The sequence below is a fragment of the Pseudomonas sp. YL2 genome (genome assembly GCF_023063025.1).
Lineage (GTDB): Bacteria > Pseudomonadota > Gammaproteobacteria > Pseudomonadales > Pseudomonadaceae > Aquipseudomonas > Aquipseudomonas putida_A.
On sequence record NZ_JAJSLU010000019.1, the window covers coordinates 1 to 19,794 of the forward strand.

Here is a 19,794-nt window from a genome sequence, read left to right on the forward strand (position 1 = left end):
TATGCGAATACTGCTGATCAGACTGAATGCCATGCTGCGAGACGGCACAGAGTGGCGGTGACGAACGGTGGCAGTAAGACAGTTGCTCCCACATTTGAATAGTGCGAAATCCGGCATCATTCGGCACACTGGCGGTCTGACTTTTTACATCCCATCCTGACTGAGAGGAACGATCATGGTTCTGCGCTCGGAAATTCTGGTGAACAAAAACGTGCTACCGACCAAAGATCAAGCTCTGCCCGGCCGCGAAACCGCGATGACCCTGCCTGAAAAGCATTTCGTCTTCGAAGAAACTCCGCTGCTCGGCCCGTTTTTCCAGGACGTCGACTTTGCGATCTTCGGCTTGGGTTGCTTCTGGGGGGCGGAGCGCCGCTTCTGGCAGCGCGAAGGCGTGGTCAGCACCGTGGTCGGTTACGCCGGCGGCTACACACCGAACCCGACCTACGAAGAAGTCTGCTCGGGCCTGACCGGCCATGCCGAAGTAGTGCTGGTGGTGTATGACAAGGACAAAGTCAGCTACGAAGAGCTGCTGGCGATGTTCTGGGAGCTGCACAACCCGACGCAGGGCATGCGTCAGGGCAACGACATCGGTACCCAGTACCGTTCGGTAATCTACGCCACCTCGCCAGAGCAACTGGACGCTGCGCTGAAGAGCAAAGCGGTGTATCAGGCTGAACTGTCGAAGGCGGGTCTGGGCGAAATCAGCACCGAGATCGAGCAGGCGCCGACCGTGTACTTCGCCGAGGCGTATCACCAGCAATATCTGGCGAAGAACCCTGAGGGCTATTGCGGGATTGGCGGCACCGGCGTGTGCATGCCACCGAGCCTGGCGGGTAACTAAACCCCAAAGCATCGCGGGCAAGCCCGCTCCCACAGGTTTAGCGCCGACTTCAAAATGGCGCAGTACTTTGTGGTAGCGGGCTTGCCCGCGAAGGCGTCCGTTCAGACACCGCTAAAACAGTTGATCAGCTTTCAGCAATCAACCAATCCATCTGCCACCCACCCTGAGTCTGCCCAAGCTTCTTCGACAACCACGGCAGCAGCTCACGCAATTCTTCCTCCAGCCCCCACGGCGGATTGGCAATCGCCATCCCCGAGCCGTTGAGGCTGTTCGGCGTATCCAGCGGATGCACCAGCAGTTCCACGCGCAGCAACTTCGGCGCACCGGTACCAGCCAGATCCTGATAGAAACGGCGCAACGCACGCTGATCCTTCACCGGATACCAGATCGCCGCCACGGTTTGGCGCATCCGGCCAATCGCTTCTTTCAGCGACGCCGCACACTTTTGCATCTCATCAAGCTGCTCGAACGGCGGATCGATCAACATCACCGCACGCTTCTCCTGCACCGGCAGCATCGCCCGCGCCACATGCCAGCCCTCGCCCAGATGCACTTTCACCCGACGGTCACCGGCCATGTTCTCTTTGAGCTGCACGCCGTCTTCCGGGTGTTTCTCGTTGAGCATCACCCGGTCCTGAGGCCGGGTCAGACGCCGCGCCAACTCCGGCGAACCCGGGTAGTAGCGCAACTGGCCATCCGGGTTCATCTCGTGCAGCACCTTCATGTAGTCGGCGGTCTGCGCCGGCAGATCCGGCTGATCCCACAAACGCGCAATGCCTTCCAGGTACTCGCCGGTACGGTTGGCCTGATCACCCTGCAGGTCATACAAACCGATACCGGCGTGCGTGTCGAGATAGGCAAACGGCTGCTCCTTGCGCGACATCAGGGCGATGAGGCGGGTCAAGGTCAGGTGTTTGAACACATCGGCGTGATTGCCGGCATGGAAGGCGTGACGATAATTCATGGCTGCTCCTGCGAAGGGCGCAAAGTTTACCTTTTACCGGGCGGCAAGTCAGGGGTTGGGGGCTGAGTGGCCCTCTTACATCTTAAGATTCGGCCCAATACCTGTGGCGAGGGGATTCATCCCCGATGGGCTGCGCAGCAGCCCCCCTATTCTGTCAACATGTTGTATCTGTTGCTCCGCGATGACAGGTCTTGGGGCCACTTCGCTGCCCATCGGGGATGAATCCCCTCGCCACAGTTCAGTTGCCTCGACAACCCATCGAAAGCTTTATCAAAACCCAGGATGCGAACATCGCTGATCCGAGGACTTCGCCCGGAAATTTCATTCTGCTTCGTCCTGCAAATGGTCCAATAACGCCGATTGCGACGTTTCTTCCGACGCTGAAACCTGAAAAAACTGCCTGACCTTGCAACGTAAAACCGGCTCGGGAAAGGCCTCGAACACGGCAGGATGCTCCTCGCTCAGCCACTGCACAGCATTGCCGATGCGAATGTCATCAGCTGTTGCGGCCAAGACCGATCCCGGTACTTTCCACCAAGGAAACACCCGCCCCGAAACCTGCGCCCTGCCCCCGATCTCCACGGTCTGTCCGTTGATCAAGCCGCGCGAGATCACCGGCATCAACTGCGCAGATTGCACTTCATCGGACTGCAGGATCGGCAACAAAAACCGCCCATCCCAGAAGCGAAAAAACACCGCTGCGCCGTCCGGCATCAGCACTTGAGTCAGGCTGCGAAAGTGCTCAACTACCACCTCCAGGCTCGCCGAGGACACCGCCAACCACCCCCAGTCGCGAGACTCGGTAGAGGCCACCCAATCGAGAAACTCACTGTCCGCAGCGACAATTCCCACGAAGGGCATCACCGCGTCCCACTCGGCGTAGATCGTCTCTGCCCAGATCGGGCTCGGTGCAACCAGTGGAGGCCTGGCGTCGCTAGCGTTACTGAAAATCGCGAACAGTTGCTCCGAAGGTTTCAGCGGTTCACGCGCCAACCACTCTGCAGGTGTGAGGCACTCAGGCAGCACAGACACCGTCCTTGCAGCGCTCGCATTCTTCGCAGAATGGTGCATCACCTTTAAAGCTCATGATTTGCGCAGCAGTGAGCATGGCCGCTGGTGCTGCTGCGAGTTTTGCCGGCAACCCCGGCACACTCGGCGCCGCGCTCATCGCCGCCATTGGCGCCCCACCCACGACAATCGGCACGCTACTGAAAATCCCGCCGGGACCGATGTTGATCCATTGCCCGCCGGCCTGAATCGTCGCGCTCGCGCCACCGTCGATCACCACTTGCTGCCCGGCACTGACGTGAATTTGTGCGCTCGCACTGGTTGCCTGACTACTCACCCGAATATGCCGATCACCAATAACCGTGAGGTGATCGTCCTGTTTCACTTCGGTCTGGCGCTGGCCGTGGGTGATGCGCTGCTCGTCGGCCTTGAGTTCATGGCTGGCAAGGCCAGTGACGACAATGCTGCGCTGGTTGTCGACCTGCACCTGCTGGTCGTGCAGGACATGCTGCGTCCAGTTGCGCTGGGCGCGCAGGTAGATTTCTTCAGCACCCTTTTTGTCCTCGATGCGCAGCTCGTTGTAACCGCCACCACCGGGGCTGCTCTGGCTGCGGAAGATGCTGCGGGTCTGGTCGGTGGGCAGGTCCAGCGGCAGCGGAGTTGCGGCGTTTGGCAGGCAACCCATCACCAACGGTTTGTCGGCATCGGCATCGATGAAACCGACCAGCACTTCCATGCCGACCCGCGGGATCAGCACGCTGCCGTAATGATCATGCGCCCAACCCGTGGCAACGCGCAGCCAGCAACTGGAATGCTCGTTGAGCTCGCCGTCACGATCCCAGGCCAGTTGCACCTTGACCCGGCCGTACTCGTCGCAATGGATTTCCGTGTCTTGCGGCCCGGTGACCACGGCAGGTTGATAACCGGGCATGCGCGGTTTTTCCGGCCCCAACGCCGGGCGAAAGAACACCTCCCACGGCGTGGCAAGAAAGGTATTACGGTAACCCTGGAATGTTTCCCCATCGCTGGTCACCGATTCCTCCAGCACTTGCGGCTGTCGGCCATGATGCTCGATGGCGGTGAGCAGCCACAGGTCATTCCAGTCCTGGCGCGGATGCTCGCTCAGTTGCAGGAAATGTCCGCAAACCAGTGCGGATACGTCGCTGATGCCCTCAGCCTGACGGTAGTCGGCGACATGCCTTTCCAGCGTACGTTGCGCCAGTTGCCTGCCGGTTTCTCGATCGTTGAATTGGCCGGGAAAGTGATAGTCCTCGAGCACCGGGCGCTGCTCACTGTCGCTGCGGCTTTGCAGTTGCAGTCGCGGCTTTTCGAAGTTGTAGTCGCGCCGGGTGACCACGCTGGTGCGAGTCTCCACCCGGACGTTGAAGCGCTTGATGGCCGACGCCGTCGACGCCATCCCGCTGCCCGGCAGATACAGCGTCGGCTCGGCCAGGCGCGGAAACACCGTTTGATCGTCGCCGAACACCAACAGATGGCCTTCGGGACTGTGCTGAAAGTGGTAATGAATGCCGACCTCGGCACACAGGCGCTGGATGAACGCCAGATCGCTCTCGGCGTATTGCACGCAATATTCCCGCACCGGGTAATCGCTGCCGAGGCGGAACTCGAAGGCATCGCGCAGGATTGCGTGATTCTTGAGGATCTGCGCGACGATCTGTGGAACCGTCTGATGCTGAAAAATCCGCTGGTTGATGCGGTGACCGAGGTAGGTCAGACGCGGCACCAGACTCAGGTGATAGCGCGTCAGACGTTTCCCGGAATCGCCCTGCCCGACCTGATAAATCTGACCATGGACACCGGAACCTTCCGCATCGAAGCTCAGAAACGCCTGACGGTGCAGCAGGCTTTCGAGGTCCAGATCCGGACGCTCACTGACCAGTTCCAGCTCGAAACGAAAGGGTTGGCTGATGGCTTCCTTGCCCGTGAACTCAAGGACTTTGAGATCAACTTGGGCGCCTTCGAGGGTCAACGTGAAACGCGGTTGATTGGCAGGCGCGAACATCCGATGTCTCTCTGCAGATTGAGGGCGGGCGATTCTGCATGAGGGGCAAGAGGTGTTGGGCGGGTGACGGGAAAATCAGATTTGCCCTACTTTTCCTGTCGAAAAAGCCTTCGAAAATCGGCGCATGCGACTACAGACAACCCTCTCAAACTCACCACCGATCCCCCGTGGGAGCGAGCCTGCTCGCGAAAGCGGCATGTCAGTCGACACATTCATTGAATGATCAATCGCATTCGCGAGCAGGCTCGCTCCCACATTGGATCTCCACAGGACTCGAGAAATCACAGGCACAAAAAAACGGCCCGCCTCCTTGTAGGAAACGGGCCGTTTTTCTGTGAGCCGCAGCTCAGTGCATCACTTGTTCAGATGGAAATCTTTTTCCGCTGCCTGGAAGCGCTGCACCATGCCAGCAGTCGGCGCGCCGAGCTTGCTGACGATGTAGATGGCCAGACTGGCGAAGATGAAGCCCGGGATGATTTCGTACAGACCCAGCAGTTCGAAATGCTTCCAGACCACTACGGTGATCGCGCCCACCAGGATGCCGGCAAGTGCGCCGTCACGGGTCATGTCTTTCCAGATCACCGAAATCAGCACCACCGGACCGAACGCGGCACCGAAACCGGCCCAGGCGTATGACACCAGGCCCAGTACGCGGTTTTCCGGGTTGGCGGCCATGGCGATAGCGATCAGCGCCACCAGCAACACCATCGCGCGACCGACCCACACCAGTTCCACCTGGGAAGCGGATTTGCGCAGGAAGGTTTTGTAGAAGTCCTCGGTCAGAGCGCTCGAGCAAACCAGCAGCTGGCAGCTGAGGGTGCTCATCACAGCGGCGAGAATCGCCGACAGCAGGACACCGGCAACCCACGGGTTGAAGAGAATTTTTGCCAGTTCGATGAACACCCGCTCGTGGTTCTCGGTGACTGGGCCGGCCACTTCCGGGTGCGCCGAGAAGTAGGCGATACCGAAGAAACCCACGGCGACGGTGCCGCCCAGGCACAGGATCATCCAGGTCATGGAGATGCGACGGGCGTTGGCAATCGACTTCACCGAGTCAGCGGCCATGAAGCGCGCGAGGATGTGCGGTTGACCGAAGTAACCCAGACCCCAGCCCATCAGCGAGATGATGCCGATGAAGGTGGTGCCCTTGAGCATGTCGAAGTTGCTCGGATCCTGGGCTTCGATGGCGAGGAACGTGGTGTCCACGCCACCGGTGGCCAGCAGCACGATGATCGGCGTCAGCAGCAGGGCGAAGATCATCAGCGTGGCTTGTACGGTGTCAGTCCAGCTCACCGCGAGGAAACCGCCGACGAAGGTGTAGGCAATCGTCGCCGCAGCACCAGCCCACAGCGCCGTCTCGTAGGACATGCCGAAGGTGCTTTCGAACAGACGGGCGCCAGCCACGATGCCGGAAGCGCAGTAAATGGTGAAGAACACCAGAATCACCACCGCCGAGATGATACGCAGCAGGCCGCTTTTGTCTTCGAAACGGCTGGAGAAGTAGTCCGGCAGGGTCAGGGCATCGCCGTTGTGCTCGGTCTGCACGCGCAGACGGCCGGCGACGAACAGCCAGTTCAGGTAGGCGCCGACGATCAGGCCGATGGCGATCCAGCTTTCGGACAGACCGGACATGTAGATGGCGCCCGGCAGGCCCATCAACAACCAGCCGCTCATGTCGGAAGCACCGGCGGACAGAGCCGTCACGACGCTGCCCAGGCTACGGCCGCCAAGAATGTAGTCAGAGAGGTTATTGGTGGAGCGATAGGCCATGAAGCCGATCAGCACCATTGCTGCGATGTAGATCACGAACGTGATCAGTGTTGGATTGCTTACGCTCATTAAGTTACGCCCTGGCTTTGTTTTTATGTTGCAGCGGTGATTGATCGCCCACAAACGACGACGTTTGGCAGACGAAACGGGATCCCGCGCATTTAGGACTGATGTTTCCCCAGGAAAGCCACCAGCCGATGCACCGGGCATTCCCGGTTGCACCTTGGGCGCGAATGCTATGCAACAAAGTAAAAAAGGTGCAACCAGTTTCTGGCGATTAAGTTGCACCTAGTCGGATATACCGACAAATAGGCCGTTTTTGCTCCCTTTTAGCGCAGTTGCGTCGCTCTGCTAGAAGTAAAAGCACCAAGCAGGAGCGGCACTTCAGTACCAGAAAATAATTCCTGACGAAGCGTTTATTTTTCCGACAAAAAAAGGGTTGCACCCGGTTGCACCTCTTTCGGCGCACGGCTAATCTTGCCGCCAGCTGATGCCACGCAACTGTGGCAACCATGAGGATAAAAATATGGCTACCACCACCCTTGGGGTCAAACTCGATGACCCGACCCGCGAGCGCCTGAAGGCTGCCGCGACCTCGATTGATCGCACACCGCACTGGCTGATCAAGCAGGCAATTTTCAATTACCTGGAAAAACTCGAGGGTGGTGCAACCCTGACCGAGCTGAACGGCTTGACCGCCAAAGACACCGACGATGCCGGTGAAGTCCATACCGATCACGCCCACCAGTGCTTCCTCGAATTCGCTGAAAGCATCCTGCCGCAATCGGTGCTGCGCGCTTCGATCACTGCTGCTTACCGCCGCCCTGAGCCGGAAGTGGTGCCGATGCTGATCGAGCAGGCACGCCTGCCGGCACCGATGGCCGACGCCACCAACAAACTCGCCGCGACCATCGCGGAAAAACTGCGTAACCAGAAAAGTGCCGGCGGTCGTGCAGGCATTGTTCAGGGCCTGCTGCAGGAATTTTCCCTGTCGTCCCAGGAAGGCGTGGCCCTGATGTGCCTGGCCGAAGCGCTGCTGCGCATCCCGGACAAGGGCACTCGCGATGCACTGATCCGCGACAAGATCAGCACCGGCAACTGGCAGCCGCACCTGGGCAACAGCCCGTCGCTGTTCGTCAACGCCGCGACCTGGGGCCTGCTGCTGACCGGCAAGCTTGTTTCCACGCACAACGAAGCCGGCCTGACTTCGTCGCTGAGCCGGATCATCGGCAAGAGCGGCGAGCCGATGATCCGCAAGGGCGTCGACATGGCCATGCGTCTGATGGGCGAGCAGTTCGTCACCGGCGAAACCATCGCCGAAGCGCTGGCCAACGCGAGCAAGTTCGAAGCCAAGGGCTTCCGTTATTCCTACGACATGCTCGGTGAAGCGGCCCTCACCGAACACGATGCGCAGAAGTACCTGGCGTCGTACGAACAAGCCATTCACTCGATCGGCAAAGCCTCCCACGGCCGTGGGATTTATGAAGGCCCGGGCATTTCCATCAAGCTCTCGGCCCTGCACCCGCGTTACAGCCGTGCGCAGTACGAGCGCGTGATGGACGAGCTGTACCCGCGCCTGCTGTCGCTGACCCTGCTGGCCAAGCAATACGACATCGGCCTGAACATCGACGCCGAAGAGGCCGACCGTCTGGAGCTGTCGCTGGATCTGCTCGAGCGCCTGTGCTTCGAACCGCAACTGACCGGCTGGAACGGCATCGGCTTCGTGATTCAGGCTTATCAGAAGCGTTGCCCATACGTGATCGACTACGTGATCGATCTGGCCCGCCGCAGCCGTCATCGCCTGATGATCCGCCTGGTGAAAGGCGCGTACTGGGACAGCGAGATCAAGCGCGCCCAGGTCGAAGGCCTGGAAGGCTATCCGGTCTACACCCGCAAGGTGTACACCGACGTGTCCTACATTGCCTGCGCGCGCAAACTGCTGTCGGTGCCGGAAGTCATCTACCCGCAGTTCGCCACGCACAACGCCCACACCCTGTCGGCGATTTACCACATTGCCGGTCAGAACTATTACCCGGGCCAGTACGAATTCCAGTGCCTGCACGGCATGGGCGAACCGCTCTACGAGCAAGTTGTAGGCAAAGTTTCCGAAGGCAAGCTGAACCGTCCGTGCCGCGTGTACGCACCGGTCGGTACCCACGAAACCCTGCTGGCATATCTCGTGCGTCGTCTGCTGGAAAACGGCGCCAACACTTCGTTCGTCAACCGCATCGCCGACCAGTCGATTTCGATTCAGGAACTGGTGGCCGATCCGGTGGCGCAGATCGAGCAGATGGCGACCGTGGAAGGTGGTTTCGGCCTGCCGCACCCACGCATTCCGCTGCCGCGTGACCTCTACGGCGCCGATCGCGCCAACTCCGCCGGCATCGACATGGCCAACGAACATCGTCTGGCCTCGCTGTCCTGCGCCCTGCTCGCCACCGCGCACAACGACTGGAAAGCCGCGCCGATGCTCGGTTGCGCTTCCAGCAACGAAGCCCCGGCACCGGTGCTGAACCCGGCGGATCACCGCGATGTGGTCGGTCACGTGCAGGAAGCCACCGTCGAAGACGTCGACAACGCGATCCAGTGCGCGCTGAATGCTGCACCGATCTGGCAGGCCACCCCGCCGGCCGAGCGCGCGGCGATTCTGGAGCGTGCCGCCGACCTGATGGAAGGCGAGATCCAGCCTCTGATGGGCCTGCTGGCCCGTGAAGCCGGCAAGACCTTCGCCAACGCCATCGCCGAAGTGCGTGAAGCGGTCGACTTCCTGCGTTACTACGCAGTGCAGGCGCGCAACGATTTCAGCAATGACGCCCACCGCCCATTGGGCCCGGTGGTGTGCATCAGCCCGTGGAACTTCCCGCTGGCCATCTTCAGCGGTCAGGTCGCTGCCGCGCTGGCCGCCGGTAACCCGGTACTGGCCAAACCGGCTGAACAGACTCCGCTGGTCGCCGCGCAAGCCGTGCGCTTGCTGCTGGAAGCCGGGATTCCCGAAGGCGTGCTGCAACTGCTGCCGGGGCGCGGTGAAACCGTCGGCGCCGGTCTGGTCGGTGATGAGCGCGTCAAAGGCGTGATGTTCACCGGTTCCACCGAAGTCGCGCGCCTGCTGCAACGCAACATCGCTGGCCGTCTCGACAGCCAGGGCCGTCCGATTCCGCTGATCGCCGAAACCGGCGGGCAGAACGCGATGATCGTTGACTCCTCGGCGCTGACCGAACAAGTGGTGATCGACGTGGTGTCCTCGGCCTTCGACAGCGCCGGCCAGCGTTGCTCGGCCCTGCGCGTGCTGTGCCTGCAGGAAGATTCCGCCGACCGTGTCATCGAAATGCTCAAAGGCGCGATGGCTGAAAGCCGCCTCGGCAACCCTGAGCGTCTGTCCGTGGACATTGGCCCGGTGATCGACGCCGAAGCCAAGGCCGGCATCGACAAGCACATCCAGGGCATGCGCGATAAAGGTCGCAGCGTGTACCAGGTGGCTATCGCCGACAGCGAAGAAGTCAAACGCGGCACCTTCGTCATGCCGACCCTGATCGAGCTGGAAAGCTTCGACGAGCTGCAACGCGAGATCTTCGGCCCGGTGCTGCACGTGGTGCGCTACAAGCGCAAGGACATCGACCAGTTGATCGGCCAGATCAATGCGTCCGGTTATGGCCTGACCCTCGGCGTACACACCCGCATCGACGAGACCATCGCCAAGGTGATCGACAACGTCAACGCCGGTAACGTCTACGTCAACCGCAACATCGTCGGTGCCGTGGTCGGCGTGCAGCCATTCGGTGGCGAAGGCCTGTCGGGGACTGGCCCGAAAGCCGGTGGCCCGCTGTACCTGTACCGCTTGCTGTCGACCCGTCCTACTGACGCGATCGAACAATCCTTCGCGCGCGGTGATGCAGCCGTCGCCCCGGACGTGCGTTTGCGTGATGCCATGAGCAAACCGCTGAACGCCTTCAAGGCCTGGGCCGAAAGCAACCAGTACGCCGAACTGAGCACACTGTGCGTGCAGTACGCCGCGCAATCGCAAAGCGGCATCACCCGCGTGCTGGCCGGCCCGACCGGCGAGAAGAACAGCTACGCGATCCTGCCGCGTGAACACGTGCTGTGCCTGGCCGACGTCGAAGGCGATCTGCTGACCCAACTGGCTGCGGTCTTGGCGGTCGGCGGTTCGGCGGTATGGCCGGAGTCCGACATCAGCAAGGCATTGTTCGCACGCCTGCCGAAGGACGTTCAGGCGCGAATCAAACGGGTTGCCGACTGGCACAAGGATGAAGTGGTGTTTGATGCCGTGCTGCATCATGGTCATTCCGACCAGTTGCGTGGTGTGTGCCAGCAGATTGCCAAACGTGCTGGTGCGATCGTTGGCGTTCAGGGCTTGTCCCAGGGCGAGACCAACATTGCGCTGGAGCGTCTGGTGATTGAGCGTGCATTGAGCGTCAACACCGCGGCGGCGGGGGGTAATGCGAGCTTGATGACTATCGGTTAAACCCGAGAAGTCAGGCAACCGCGATGGTTGCCTGACAATCAAATCCCAATGTGGGAGCGGGCTTGCTCGCGAAGGCGTTGTGTCAGTCGACATCTCCAGTGACTGATCCACCGCATTCGCGAGCAAGCCCGCTCCCACAGTTGTTTTGGGGTGTTTGTTAAGTCGGTGCTCGGCCCTGACATCACCGTTATCAATCATCGTATTCAGTCTTTATCAGCACGCCTAGACTCGGCCCAACCCCAATGTTCAGGTAGGCCGCCATGTCCGAGACGCTGCTCAGTTCCCGCAATCTGGCTTTCGAGCTGTACGAAGTCCTCGATGCCGAGGGCCTGACCCGGCGTGAGCGCTTTGCCGAGCACAACCGTGAGACCTTCGACGCGGCCATCGGCACCGCGCGCAGCATCGCCGAGAAATACTTCGCACCGCACAACCGCAAGGGCGACGAGAACGAGCCGCGCTACGAGAACGGCCAGGCGATGCTGATTCCCGAAGTGAAACCGGCGGTGGACTCGTTTCTTGAGGCGGGTTTCCTCAATGCCGCGCGCAGCTTCGAAGCCGGCGGCATGCAACTGCCGACGCTGCTGTCGCAAGCCTGCTTTGCGCACTTTCAAGCGGCGAACGCGGCGACCACATCCTACCCGTTCCTGACCATGGGCGCGGCCAACCTGATCGAAAGCTTTGGCACCGACGAGCAGAAACAGCGCTTCCTGCAACCGATGATCGACGGCCGTTTCTTCGGCACCATGGCCCTGACCGAACCGCACGCCGGTTCGTCGCTGTCGGATATTCGTACCCGCGCCGAGCCGGCGTCTGACGGCACCTATCGCCTGAAGGGCAACAAGATCTTCATTTCCGGCGGCGATCATCCGCTGTCGGAAAACATCGTGCACATGGTCCTGGCCAAGCTGCCGGACGCGCCGCCGGGGGTGAAGGGCATTTCGCTGTTCATCGTGCCGAAGTTTCTGGTCAATGATGACGGCAGCCTCGGCCAGCGCAACGATGTGCTGCTAGCCGGGCTGTTCCACAAGATGGGCTGGCGCGGCACCACTTCCACCGCGCTGAACTTCGGCGATAACGGCGAGTGCGTCGGCTATCTGGTGGGCAAGCCGCATCATGGCTTGAGCTACATGTTCCAGATGATGAACGAGGCGCGGATCGGCGTCGGCATGGGCGCAGTGATGCTCGGTTACGTCGGCTACCTGTACTCGCTGGAATACGCCCGGGAACGCCCGCAAGGCCGAGTGCCGGACAGCAAGGATCCGAGCACGGCGCCGGTGGCGATCATTCAGCACGCGGACGTCAGACGCATGCTGCTGACGCAAAAATCCTACGTCGAAGGGGCGTTTGACCTCGGCCTGTACGCGGCGCGGCTGTTCGATGACACCACCACGCTGGAAACCGAAGCCGAGCGCAAACAGGCCCACGAGCTGCTGGACTTGCTGACGCCGATCGTCAAATCCTGGCCGTCGGAGTTCTGCCTGAAGGCCAACGAACTGGCGATCCAGATCCTCGGCGGTCACGGCTACACCCGCGAATACCCGGTGGAACAGTACTACCGCGACAACCGCCTGAACCCGATCCATGAAGGCACCCACGGCATTCAGTCGCTGGACTTGCTCGGGCGCAAACTGGCGCAGAACGGCGGCGCCGGATTGAAGCAACTGATCCGTCTGATCGCCAACACCGCCGAGCGCGCGACCGCGCATGAATCGTTGACCGCATTGCGTGAGCCATTGGAGAAACTCGTGGCGCGCCTGCAAGCGGTGACCATCGGCCTGCTCACCGATCTGGCGCAGGGCAAGATCAACAGCAGCCTGGCGAATTCGGCGCTGTATCTGAAAGTGTTCGGGCACACGGTGATTGGCTGGCGCTGGCTGGAGCAGGCGATTCGGGCTGAGGAAGGTTTGGCCAAAGGCAATGCGGCGGATGCTGACTTCTATAAGGGCAAGCTACAGGCGGCGCGGTATTTCCTGACGTGGGAAGTGCCGGGCTGTCACCATGAGCTGGCGTTGCTGGAGGCGCGGGATGACACGTGCCTGGCGATGCAGGATGGGTGGTTCTGATCCGAGTTGTGTGCCGCGGCTGAAATCCAATCGCGAGCAGGCTCACTCCTACAGTTGGAATGCGTTCCTCTGTAGGAGTGAGCCTGCTCGCGATAGCGTCAGTTCAAACAACACATCTCTCAGGACAGCTTGAACCCACCCATCTGCCTTGCCAGATCATCCGCCAGCTTCTGCAACATCTGACAATCCTCACGACACGCCCGCACCTCGCCCGCCGTGGCCCGGGCCAGATCGGAAATCCCCTGTACGTTGCGGTTAATCTCTTCAGTCACCGCCGACTGTTCTTCTGTCGCGGTTGCCACTTGATGGTTCATGTCGCTGATGCGCTCGACCTGCCCGGTAATCGCGGTCAACGACGCGCCGGTACGCTGGCTCGATTCAACCCCGGTGCCGGTCGCCGCCTGCCCGGTGCGCATCGATGACACGGCATTCTCTGCGCCTTGTTTGAGGCTGCCGATCATCTGCTGGATCTCGTCGGTAGACGCCTGAGTCCGTCTCGCCAAGGTGCGCACTTCATCCGCCACCACGGCGAACCCACGGCCCATATCACCCGCCCGCGCCGCTTCAATCGCCGCGTTGAGCGCCAGCAAGTTGGTCTGCTCGGACACCCCGCGAATCACCGCCAGCACCGAATCGATCGACGCCACCTGATGTGCCAGCTCACCCACCGCGCCCGCCGCCAGGCCAATCTCATCGGACATGCTTTCGATATGACGGATCGAGCCGCCGACCACCTCCCGCGCCTGCAGCGCTTCATCGCGAGCAGTTTGTGAAGCAAGCGCGGCGCTGCCAGCGTTCTGGGCGATTTCCTGCACGGTCAGGCCCATCTCATGCACCGCCGTGGCGACCATGTCGGTCATTTCCTGCTGGCGCCCGGAGCGTTCGGCGGTGTTTTCCACCACCTTCGCCACTTGGCCGACCGCCGTGCGCAAACGCTCGCTGGTGGTCAGGACTTCGCCGATCAGCCCGCGCTGGCTGTCGAGGAAACGGTTGAAGCCTCGCGCCAGATCGCCCAGCTCATCGGCGCGACTGGAATCTAACCGATGGGTCAAATCTCCACCGCCGCTACCGATCGCTACCAGCGCGGCTGTTACCTGACGAATCGGTCGCACCAGCCCTTGGGCCAGCCACACCACCAGCGCCAGGCACACCAGTGCCACCGCCAGACCGATGCCGCCGCTCATCCACATCGCCTTGCGGGCTTCGGCGTAGATCTGCGATTGCGGCACTTCGGCCACCAGCGTCCAGCCCAGATCGCGCAGCGGCAAGCTGAAGGCGAGGAAGTCTTCGCCATCGCGCTGGAAGGAACTGTTAGTGGCAACTTTTTGACCCATGACCGCTTGCGCCGCCGACGCACCGATCTGCTCCGTGAGGGTGCGCTTGCCACTGAACTGCGCTTCGGGATGGACCTGGATCAAACCGTCGGAACGCACGAGATAGACCTTGCCGCGCTCGCCAAAGCTGAAGTTGTGGATCAACTCCGACAGCTCTTTCATGCTCAAGCCCAGCCCGGCGACACCGACCACTTTGCCGGCCTGCTCGACCTTCAAGTCGATGAACAGCGCCAATTCTCCGGTGGCGCCATCGTTGTCGATGTTCAGGGTGCGCGGCTGATGGCTGTCGAGGAAGGAATAAAACCAGGCATCGGCCGGCTTGGCCCGGCTGAGGGTGCGATCCAGGCCTTTTTCGGTGATGTAGTGGTTGGAATCGGTGCCGATGATCAACGCGGTGAAAGCTTTATGTTCGGCGCGGATGCCCTCCAGATACTGCGCGAAGGCCGCTGTTTTGCTGCTGTCTTCACCCGAGGCCAACCAGTCGCGCACCATGGAATTGCTGGCGATGTCTTTGGCGGCGGTGAGGGGTTGGACGAGGATGCGTTCGATGTCGTTGCGCGTCGCTTCGATGCTCGACGGCAGCGCTTGTTCGACCAGATAGCTCTGGGCGAGACGGTTGACCACCAGGGTATAAATGCCAACCACGATCAGGATGCTGACCAGCAGGGCGGTGCCCATGCTGAGAATCAGCTGCCATTGAATACTGCGTCGCCACAACTGCATGGAGCACCCCCAAAGAATAAGTGGCCGAAACAATGCAACAGCCGTGCCGATTGTATACAACCTGATCGACAATTTATTCTTTGGTTGTGCGCAACCCCATCAGCCCTGATTGATGGTCTTGGCGATGGTGTCGACCGTGGCGCTGACTTGCTCTTGGTAACGGTCGAGTTCTGCCTGATGCTGCTTCTTCATTTCGATCTGCTGCGAGCACAGGTTCATCGCTGCCAGCACCAGCAAGCGGTCACCGATCAGCGTCGGGTATTTGCGTTTGGTGTCGGCCAGGGCGGCCTTGAGCATCAGTGCGGCGTCCAGCAGGGTCTGTTCTTCCCCGGCCGGTGCCTTGATCGAATAGTCCTCCCCGAGAATGGAGATGACTTTTACCCCTGCGGTGCCGTGGTTCATGCGCTGACAGGGCCTGCGTTGACGCGATCAACCAGGGCCTGGATGCGCGCTGCGGTGGCGCCGTGCTTCTCTTCCTGTTCCATCAGGCTCAGTTGCAGGCTTTCGTTTTCATCCTTGGCCTGGGCCAGTTCCGTGGACAGGGTCTGGTTGGTTTGCGTGAGGGTCTGGTTCTGTTGCACCAGGTCGCTGACGAGCTGTTCCAATTGGCTGAGGGATGCTTCCAACATTTTGATCTTCCAGGCGTTTTTCAAAGGGCGCGTACGATAAAGAAAAGTCACTGCGGATGCCAGGGTTATACCGGCGCAAGGCCTTGATTTTCCTGGCGGCCGACCGTTCTCGCGAGTTTAAAAGACTGTGATCTGCCGATCTGGTTCCTGCACTTCGTCGCTCAGGCCCGTATGCGACAAATACGCACAGTGCCTCAAGACTTTAGTCGTATGACCGATAAGTCATCCATACAGCAGTCTCAGCCCGCATGGATGCGGCCCTTTTTGGTATCCGCGCCATGTCCCTTCGCAATATGAATATCGCCCCCCGGGCGTTCACCGGCTTCGCCCTGATCGGCGGCCTGATGCTGATTCTCGGCGTGTTCGCCCTGAACCAGATGAGCAAAATCCGCGGCGCTGCCGAGGACATCACCAACAGCAGCGTGCCGAGCATCAAGAACCTCGACGAGTTCACCCAACTGACCTTGCGCCTGCGGGTGCTGTCCTACCGCTTGCTGGTCAACCGCGAGCCGGACGTACAGCAGAAGACCATGGAACTGCTGGACACCCGCAACCAGCAGATCCGCGCCGCCCAAACGGCCTATGAGCCGTTGATCAGCGGCCCGCAGGAACGCGCGGCCTACGATCAATATGTGCAGTTGCTCGGCCAGTACCGCCAGATTGAAGACCGGATGAAGAGCCTGTCGCGCAACAATCAGGTGGACGAGCTGCGCAACCTGCTCAACACCGAGTTGCTGAACAACTCCGAAGCGATGAACACCGTGCTCAACCGCCTGATGCAGATCAACGGCGAGCAGATCAGCCAGACCAATCAAGAGGCGGTCGACCAGTATTCCTCGGCGTTCAATCTGGTGGTCACCCTGCTGGTCGTGGCGACCGGCCTGACCTTCCTGTTCGCCTGGCTGCTGACCATCAGCATCACCAAGCCGATTTCCAAAGCGCTGGACGCGGCGGAAACCATCGCCGAAGGCAACTTGACCCAACCGATCCACGTCGACGGCACCGACGAAGCAGGGCGTCTGCTGGCGGCCATGGCCAAGATGCAATCGAAGTTGCGCGACACCTTGCAGCGCATCTCCGGCTCGGCCACCCAGCTTGCGTCTGCGGCGGAAGAGCTGAACAGCGTCACCGACGAAAGCGCCCGTGGCCTGACCCAGCAGAACAACGAAATCGAGCAGGCCGCCACCGCCGTCAACGAGATGACCAGCGCCGTGGAAGAAGTCGCGCGCAATGCGGTGAGCACTTCGGAAGCCTCGAAGAACGCCACCACTTCGGCGGGCGACGGCCGTGACCTGGTACAGGAAACCGTCAGCGCCATCGAACGCATGAGCGCCGATGTGCAGAGCACCGCGACCCTGATCGGCGATCTGGCGAATGAATCCCGTGACATCGGCAAGGTGCTGGACGTGATTCGTGGTCTGGCGGACCAGACCAACCTGCTGGCCCTGAACGCAGCGATTGAAGCGGCGCGTGCCGGTGAAGCCGGGCGTGGTTTTGCCGTAGTGGCGGACGAAGTCCGCGCCCTAGCGCATCGCACCCAGCAGTCGACCAGCGAAATCGAACGCATGATCGGCAGCATCCAGAGCGGCACCGAACACGCCGTGGATTCGATGCGCAACAGCACCGAACGCGCCGAATCGACCCTGAACATTGCCCGTGGCGCCGGGATGTCGCTGGACACCATCAACACCGCGATCGTAGAGATCAACGAGCGCAACCTGGTGATCGCCAGCGCCGCCGAAGAGCAGGCGCAAGTGGCCCGCGAAGTGGATCGCAACCTGGTGAACATCCGCGACCTGTCGGTGCAATCGGCCACCGGCGCAAATCAGACCAGTGCGGCGAGCAACGAGCTGTCGCGCCTGGCGCTGGATCTGAACAATATGGTTGGGCGGTTCAGCCTTTAAGCACGCAGCTCTCATGCTAAAGGCGCTCCCTGTGGCGAGGGAGCTTGCTCCCGCTCGGCTGCGAAGCAGTCGCTGATTCAGCCAACTTGTTTATCCTGATAAACCGCAGCATCTGCATTTGGGGGCGCTGCGCGCCCCAGCGGGAGCAAGCTCCCTCGCCACAGTCATCACATGCCGCACCTCCTGCGTGAGCACGCTGTAAAAAGCTTTTTGACAGCATCACATTTCAACAGGTTAGAATCGCTGGCACGCAGACTGCATGGTCAGTTTGTGCCCGTCTTTACGCTTCTGGAGTACTGCCTTTGAATGCGACGACCATCAACAGCCTGTTCTTGATCGGCGCGTTGCTGGTAGGTGCGAGCATTCTTGTCAGCTCACTTTCCTCCCGTCTCGGCATCCCCATTCTGGTGATCATCCTCGCGGTCGGCATGACCGCCGGGGTCGATGGCGGCGGGATCATTTTCGATAACTACCCGACGGCCTATCTGGTCGGCAACCTCGCACTGGCGGTGATCCTCCTCGACGGCGGCTTGCGCACCCGCGTTTCGAGTTTCCGCGTGGCCTTGTGGCCGGCGCTGTCGCTAGCGACGGTCGGGGTGTTGATCACCACCGGGCTGACCGGCATGGCGGCGGCGTGGCTGTTCGACCTGAACCTGATCCAGGGCCTTCTGATCGGCGCCATTGTCGGCTCGACGGACGCCGCCGCAGTGTTCTCGCTGCTCGGCGGCAAGGGCCTCAACGAACGGGTGACCGCCAGCCTGGAAATCGAATCCGGCAGCAACGACCCGATGGCGGTGTTTCTCACCGTGACCCTGATCGACATGCTCGCCAGCGGCCAGACCGGCCTGCACTGGAGCCTGTTGACCCACCTGATCCGCGAGTTCGGCATCGGCGGCGTGATCGGCCTCGGCGGTGGCTGGCTGATGCTGCAACTGGTCAACCGGATCAACCTCGCCACCGGCCTCTATCCGATCCTGGTGATCGCCGGCGGTCTAGTGGTGTTCGCCCTGACCAACGCCCTGCACGGCAGCGGTTTCCTCGCGGTGTACCTGTGCGGTCTGGTGATCGGCAACCGCCCGGTACGCAGCCGTCACGGCATTCTGCACATGCTCGACGGCATGGCGTGGCTGGCACAGATCGGCATGTTCCTCGTGCTGGGGTTGCTGGTCACTCCGCACGATCTGCTGCCGATCGCCCTGCCCGCTCTGGGTCTGGCGCTGTGGATGATTCTGTTCGCCCGGCCGCTGTCGGTGCTGGTCGGTCTGCTGCCGTTCAAGGCGTTCCACGGCCGCGAGAAAGCGTTTATTTCCTGGGTCGGGTTGCGCGGCGCGGTACCGATCATTCTCGCGGTGTTCCCGCTGATGGCCGGGTTGCCGAATGCGCAGCTGTATTTCAACCTCGCGTTCTTCATCGTGCTGGTGTCGCTGCTGGTGCAAGGCACAAGCCTGCCATGGGTGGCCAAACTGTTGAAGGTGACGGTCCCGCCGGAGCCGGCGCCGATTTCCCGTTCGGCACTGGAAGTGCACATCACCAGCGAGTGGGAGCTGTTCGTGTACAAGCTCGGCGCCGAGAAATGGTGCATCGGTTCGCCCCTGCGCGAGCTGAAAATGCCCGAAGGCACACGTATCGCCGCCCTGTTTCGTGGTCAGCAACTGCTCCATCCGTCGGGTAGTACGGTGCTGGAAGTCGATGATTTGCTGTGTGTTATCGGCCATGAACACAACTTGCCAGCGCTCGGAAAACTGTTCAGCCAGGCGCCACAACGCGGCCTCGATCTGCGCTTCTTCGGCGACTTCGTGCTCGAAGGAGACGCCCAGCTTAAAGCGGTTGCCGCGCTGTATGGCCTACCGGCCGAAGGCATCGATCCGGACATGACCCTGGGTGCGTTCATTGCCCACAAGGTCGGGGGGGCACCGATCGTTGGCGACCAGGTGGAGTGGAACAACACTCACTGGACGGTCGCGGTCATGGACGGGAACAAGATCGGCAAAGTGGGCGTCAGATTCCCCGAAGGAAGTCGCCCGGGCCCCGGTCTCTTCCTCTAAACTGCGTCCA

General features: G+C 61.0%; 11 protein-coding genes and 3 pseudogenes. 6 read left to right on the forward strand and 8 right to left on the reverse strand.

Annotated elements, in window-relative coordinates; all coding sequences use genetic code 11:
• Window positions 1-175 precede the first annotated feature (175 nt).
• On the forward strand, window positions 176-841 hold the full coding sequence (msrA, locus tag LVD08_RS22740; protein WP_097087056.1) for a peptide-methionine (S)-S-oxide reductase MsrA: 666 nt from the start codon (window positions 176-178) through the stop codon (window positions 839-841).
• 124 nt (window positions 842-965) lie between these two features.
• Here msrA and LVD08_RS22745 read toward each other — a convergent pair whose 3' ends face one another.
• The 4 genes from LVD08_RS22745 to putP form a co-directional block, all read right to left on the reverse strand.
• Window positions 966-1,805, reverse strand: a complete 840-nt coding sequence (locus tag LVD08_RS22745; RefSeq protein WP_247269317.1) for a 23S rRNA (adenine(2030)-N(6))-methyltransferase RlmJ — start codon at window positions 1,803-1,805, stop codon at window positions 966-968.
• Between the two features lie 321 nt (window positions 1,806-2,126).
• Window positions 2,127-2,831 carry a DUF4123 domain-containing protein gene (locus LVD08_RS22750; protein ID WP_247269318.1) on the reverse strand — a complete coding sequence of 235 codons (705 nt, stop codon included), beginning with the start codon at window positions 2,829-2,831 and terminating at the stop codon, window positions 2,127-2,129.
• Window positions 2,821-4,836, reverse strand: coding sequence for a type VI secretion system Vgr family protein (locus LVD08_RS22755; protein ID WP_247269319.1), 2,016 nt, complete (start codon window positions 4,834-4,836; stop codon window positions 2,821-2,823). Before LVD08_RS22755 ends, LVD08_RS22750 begins: the two co-directional genes overlap by 11 nt.
• Before the next feature lie 354 nt (window positions 4,837-5,190).
• Entirely contained in the window at window positions 5,191-6,675 is a 1,485-nt protein-coding gene (gene putP, locus LVD08_RS22760; RefSeq protein ID WP_247269320.1) for a sodium/proline symporter PutP, read from the reverse strand.
• Window positions 6,676-7,132: 457 nt separating this feature from the next.
• On the opposite strand from putP, the gene putA reads away from it, so the two are divergent.
• Together putA and LVD08_RS22770 are read left to right on the forward strand one after the other, a co-directional pair.
• The gene (gene putA / locus LVD08_RS22765) at window positions 7,133-11,086 is read left to right on the forward strand and encodes a trifunctional transcriptional regulator/proline dehydrogenase/L-glutamate gamma-semialdehyde dehydrogenase (protein ID WP_247269321.1); all 3,954 of its coding nucleotides are present in this window, start codon (window positions 7,133-7,135) and stop codon (window positions 11,084-11,086) included.
• A gap of 260 nt (window positions 11,087-11,346) precedes the next feature.
• Window positions 11,347-13,149 (forward strand): acyl-CoA dehydrogenase, encoded by a 1,803-nt coding sequence (locus tag LVD08_RS22770; RefSeq protein WP_247269322.1) that lies wholly within the window; start codon window positions 11,347-11,349, stop codon window positions 13,147-13,149.
• Between the two features lie 119 nt (window positions 13,150-13,268).
• On the opposite strand, the gene LVD08_RS28320 is transcribed toward LVD08_RS22770, so the two are convergent.
• The 4 genes and pseudogenes from LVD08_RS28320 to LVD08_RS22785 form a co-directional block, all read right to left on the reverse strand.
• Window positions 13,269-14,009 (reverse strand): methyl-accepting chemotaxis protein, encoded by a 741-nt coding sequence (locus LVD08_RS28320; RefSeq protein ID WP_446739758.1) that lies wholly within the window; start codon window positions 14,007-14,009, stop codon window positions 13,269-13,271.
• 126 nt (window positions 14,010-14,135) lie between these two features.
• Window positions 14,136-15,206 (reverse strand): annotated as a pseudogene (locus LVD08_RS28325) (HAMP domain-containing protein); the annotation flags it as partial.
• Window positions 15,207-15,305: 99 nt separating this feature from the next.
• Complete coding sequence (locus LVD08_RS22780; RefSeq protein WP_027611351.1) at window positions 15,306-15,608, reverse strand: cell division protein ZapA; 303 nt, start codon at window positions 15,606-15,608, stop codon at window positions 15,306-15,308.
• The gene (locus LVD08_RS22785) at window positions 15,605-15,835 is read right to left on the reverse strand and encodes a hypothetical protein (protein WP_003220969.1); all 231 of its coding nucleotides are present in this window, start codon (window positions 15,833-15,835) and stop codon (window positions 15,605-15,607) included. Before LVD08_RS22785 ends, LVD08_RS22780 begins: the two co-directional genes overlap by 4 nt.
• 344 nt (window positions 15,836-16,179) lie before the next feature.
• Here LVD08_RS22785 and LVD08_RS28330 point away from each other — a divergent pair.
• From LVD08_RS28330 to LVD08_RS22795, 3 genes and pseudogenes are all read left to right on the forward strand, one after another.
• Window positions 16,180-16,836 (forward strand): annotated as a pseudogene (locus LVD08_RS28330) (MCP four helix bundle domain-containing protein); the annotation flags it as partial.
• Window positions 16,837-17,139: 303 nt separating this feature from the next.
• Window positions 17,140-17,739, forward strand: a pseudogene (locus LVD08_RS28335) (methyl-accepting chemotaxis protein); the annotation flags it as partial.
• Window positions 17,740-18,041: 302 nt separating this feature from the next.
• Window positions 18,042-19,784 (forward strand): potassium/proton antiporter, encoded by a 1,743-nt coding sequence (locus LVD08_RS22795; protein WP_027611349.1) that lies wholly within the window; start codon window positions 18,042-18,044, stop codon window positions 19,782-19,784.
• Window positions 19,785-19,794: the final 10 nt, after the last annotated feature.

Bases quoted from the DNA above. Each gene is read 5' to 3' on its own strand.
- LVD08_RS22745 (WP_247269317.1), bottom strand. From the start codon at position 1,805: ATGAATTATCGTCACGCCTTCCATGCCGGCAATCACGCCGATGTGTTC.
- LVD08_RS28320 (WP_446739758.1), bottom strand. From the start codon at position 14,009: ATGACCGACATGGTCGCCACGGCGGTGCATGAGATGGGCCTGACCGTG.
- putP (WP_247269320.1), bottom strand. From the start codon at position 6,675: ATGAGCGTAAGCAATCCAACACTGATCACGTTCGTGATCTACATCGCA.
- putA (WP_247269321.1), top strand. From the start codon at position 7,133: ATGGCTACCACCACCCTTGGGGTCAAACTCGATGACCCGACCCGCGAG.
- LVD08_RS22780 (WP_027611351.1), bottom strand. From the start codon at position 15,608: ATGAACCACGGCACCGCAGGGGTAAAAGTCATCTCCATTCTCGGGGAG.
- LVD08_RS22755 (WP_247269319.1), bottom strand. From the start codon at position 4,836: ATGTTCGCGCCTGCCAATCAACCGCGTTTCACGTTGACCCTCGAAGGC.
- msrA (WP_097087056.1), top strand. From the start codon at position 176: ATGGTTCTGCGCTCGGAAATTCTGGTGAACAAAAACGTGCTACCGACC.
- LVD08_RS22770 (WP_247269322.1), top strand. From the start codon at position 11,347: ATGTCCGAGACGCTGCTCAGTTCCCGCAATCTGGCTTTCGAGCTGTAC.
- LVD08_RS22785 (WP_003220969.1), bottom strand. From the start codon at position 15,835: ATGTTGGAAGCATCCCTCAGCCAATTGGAACAGCTCGTCAGCGACCTG.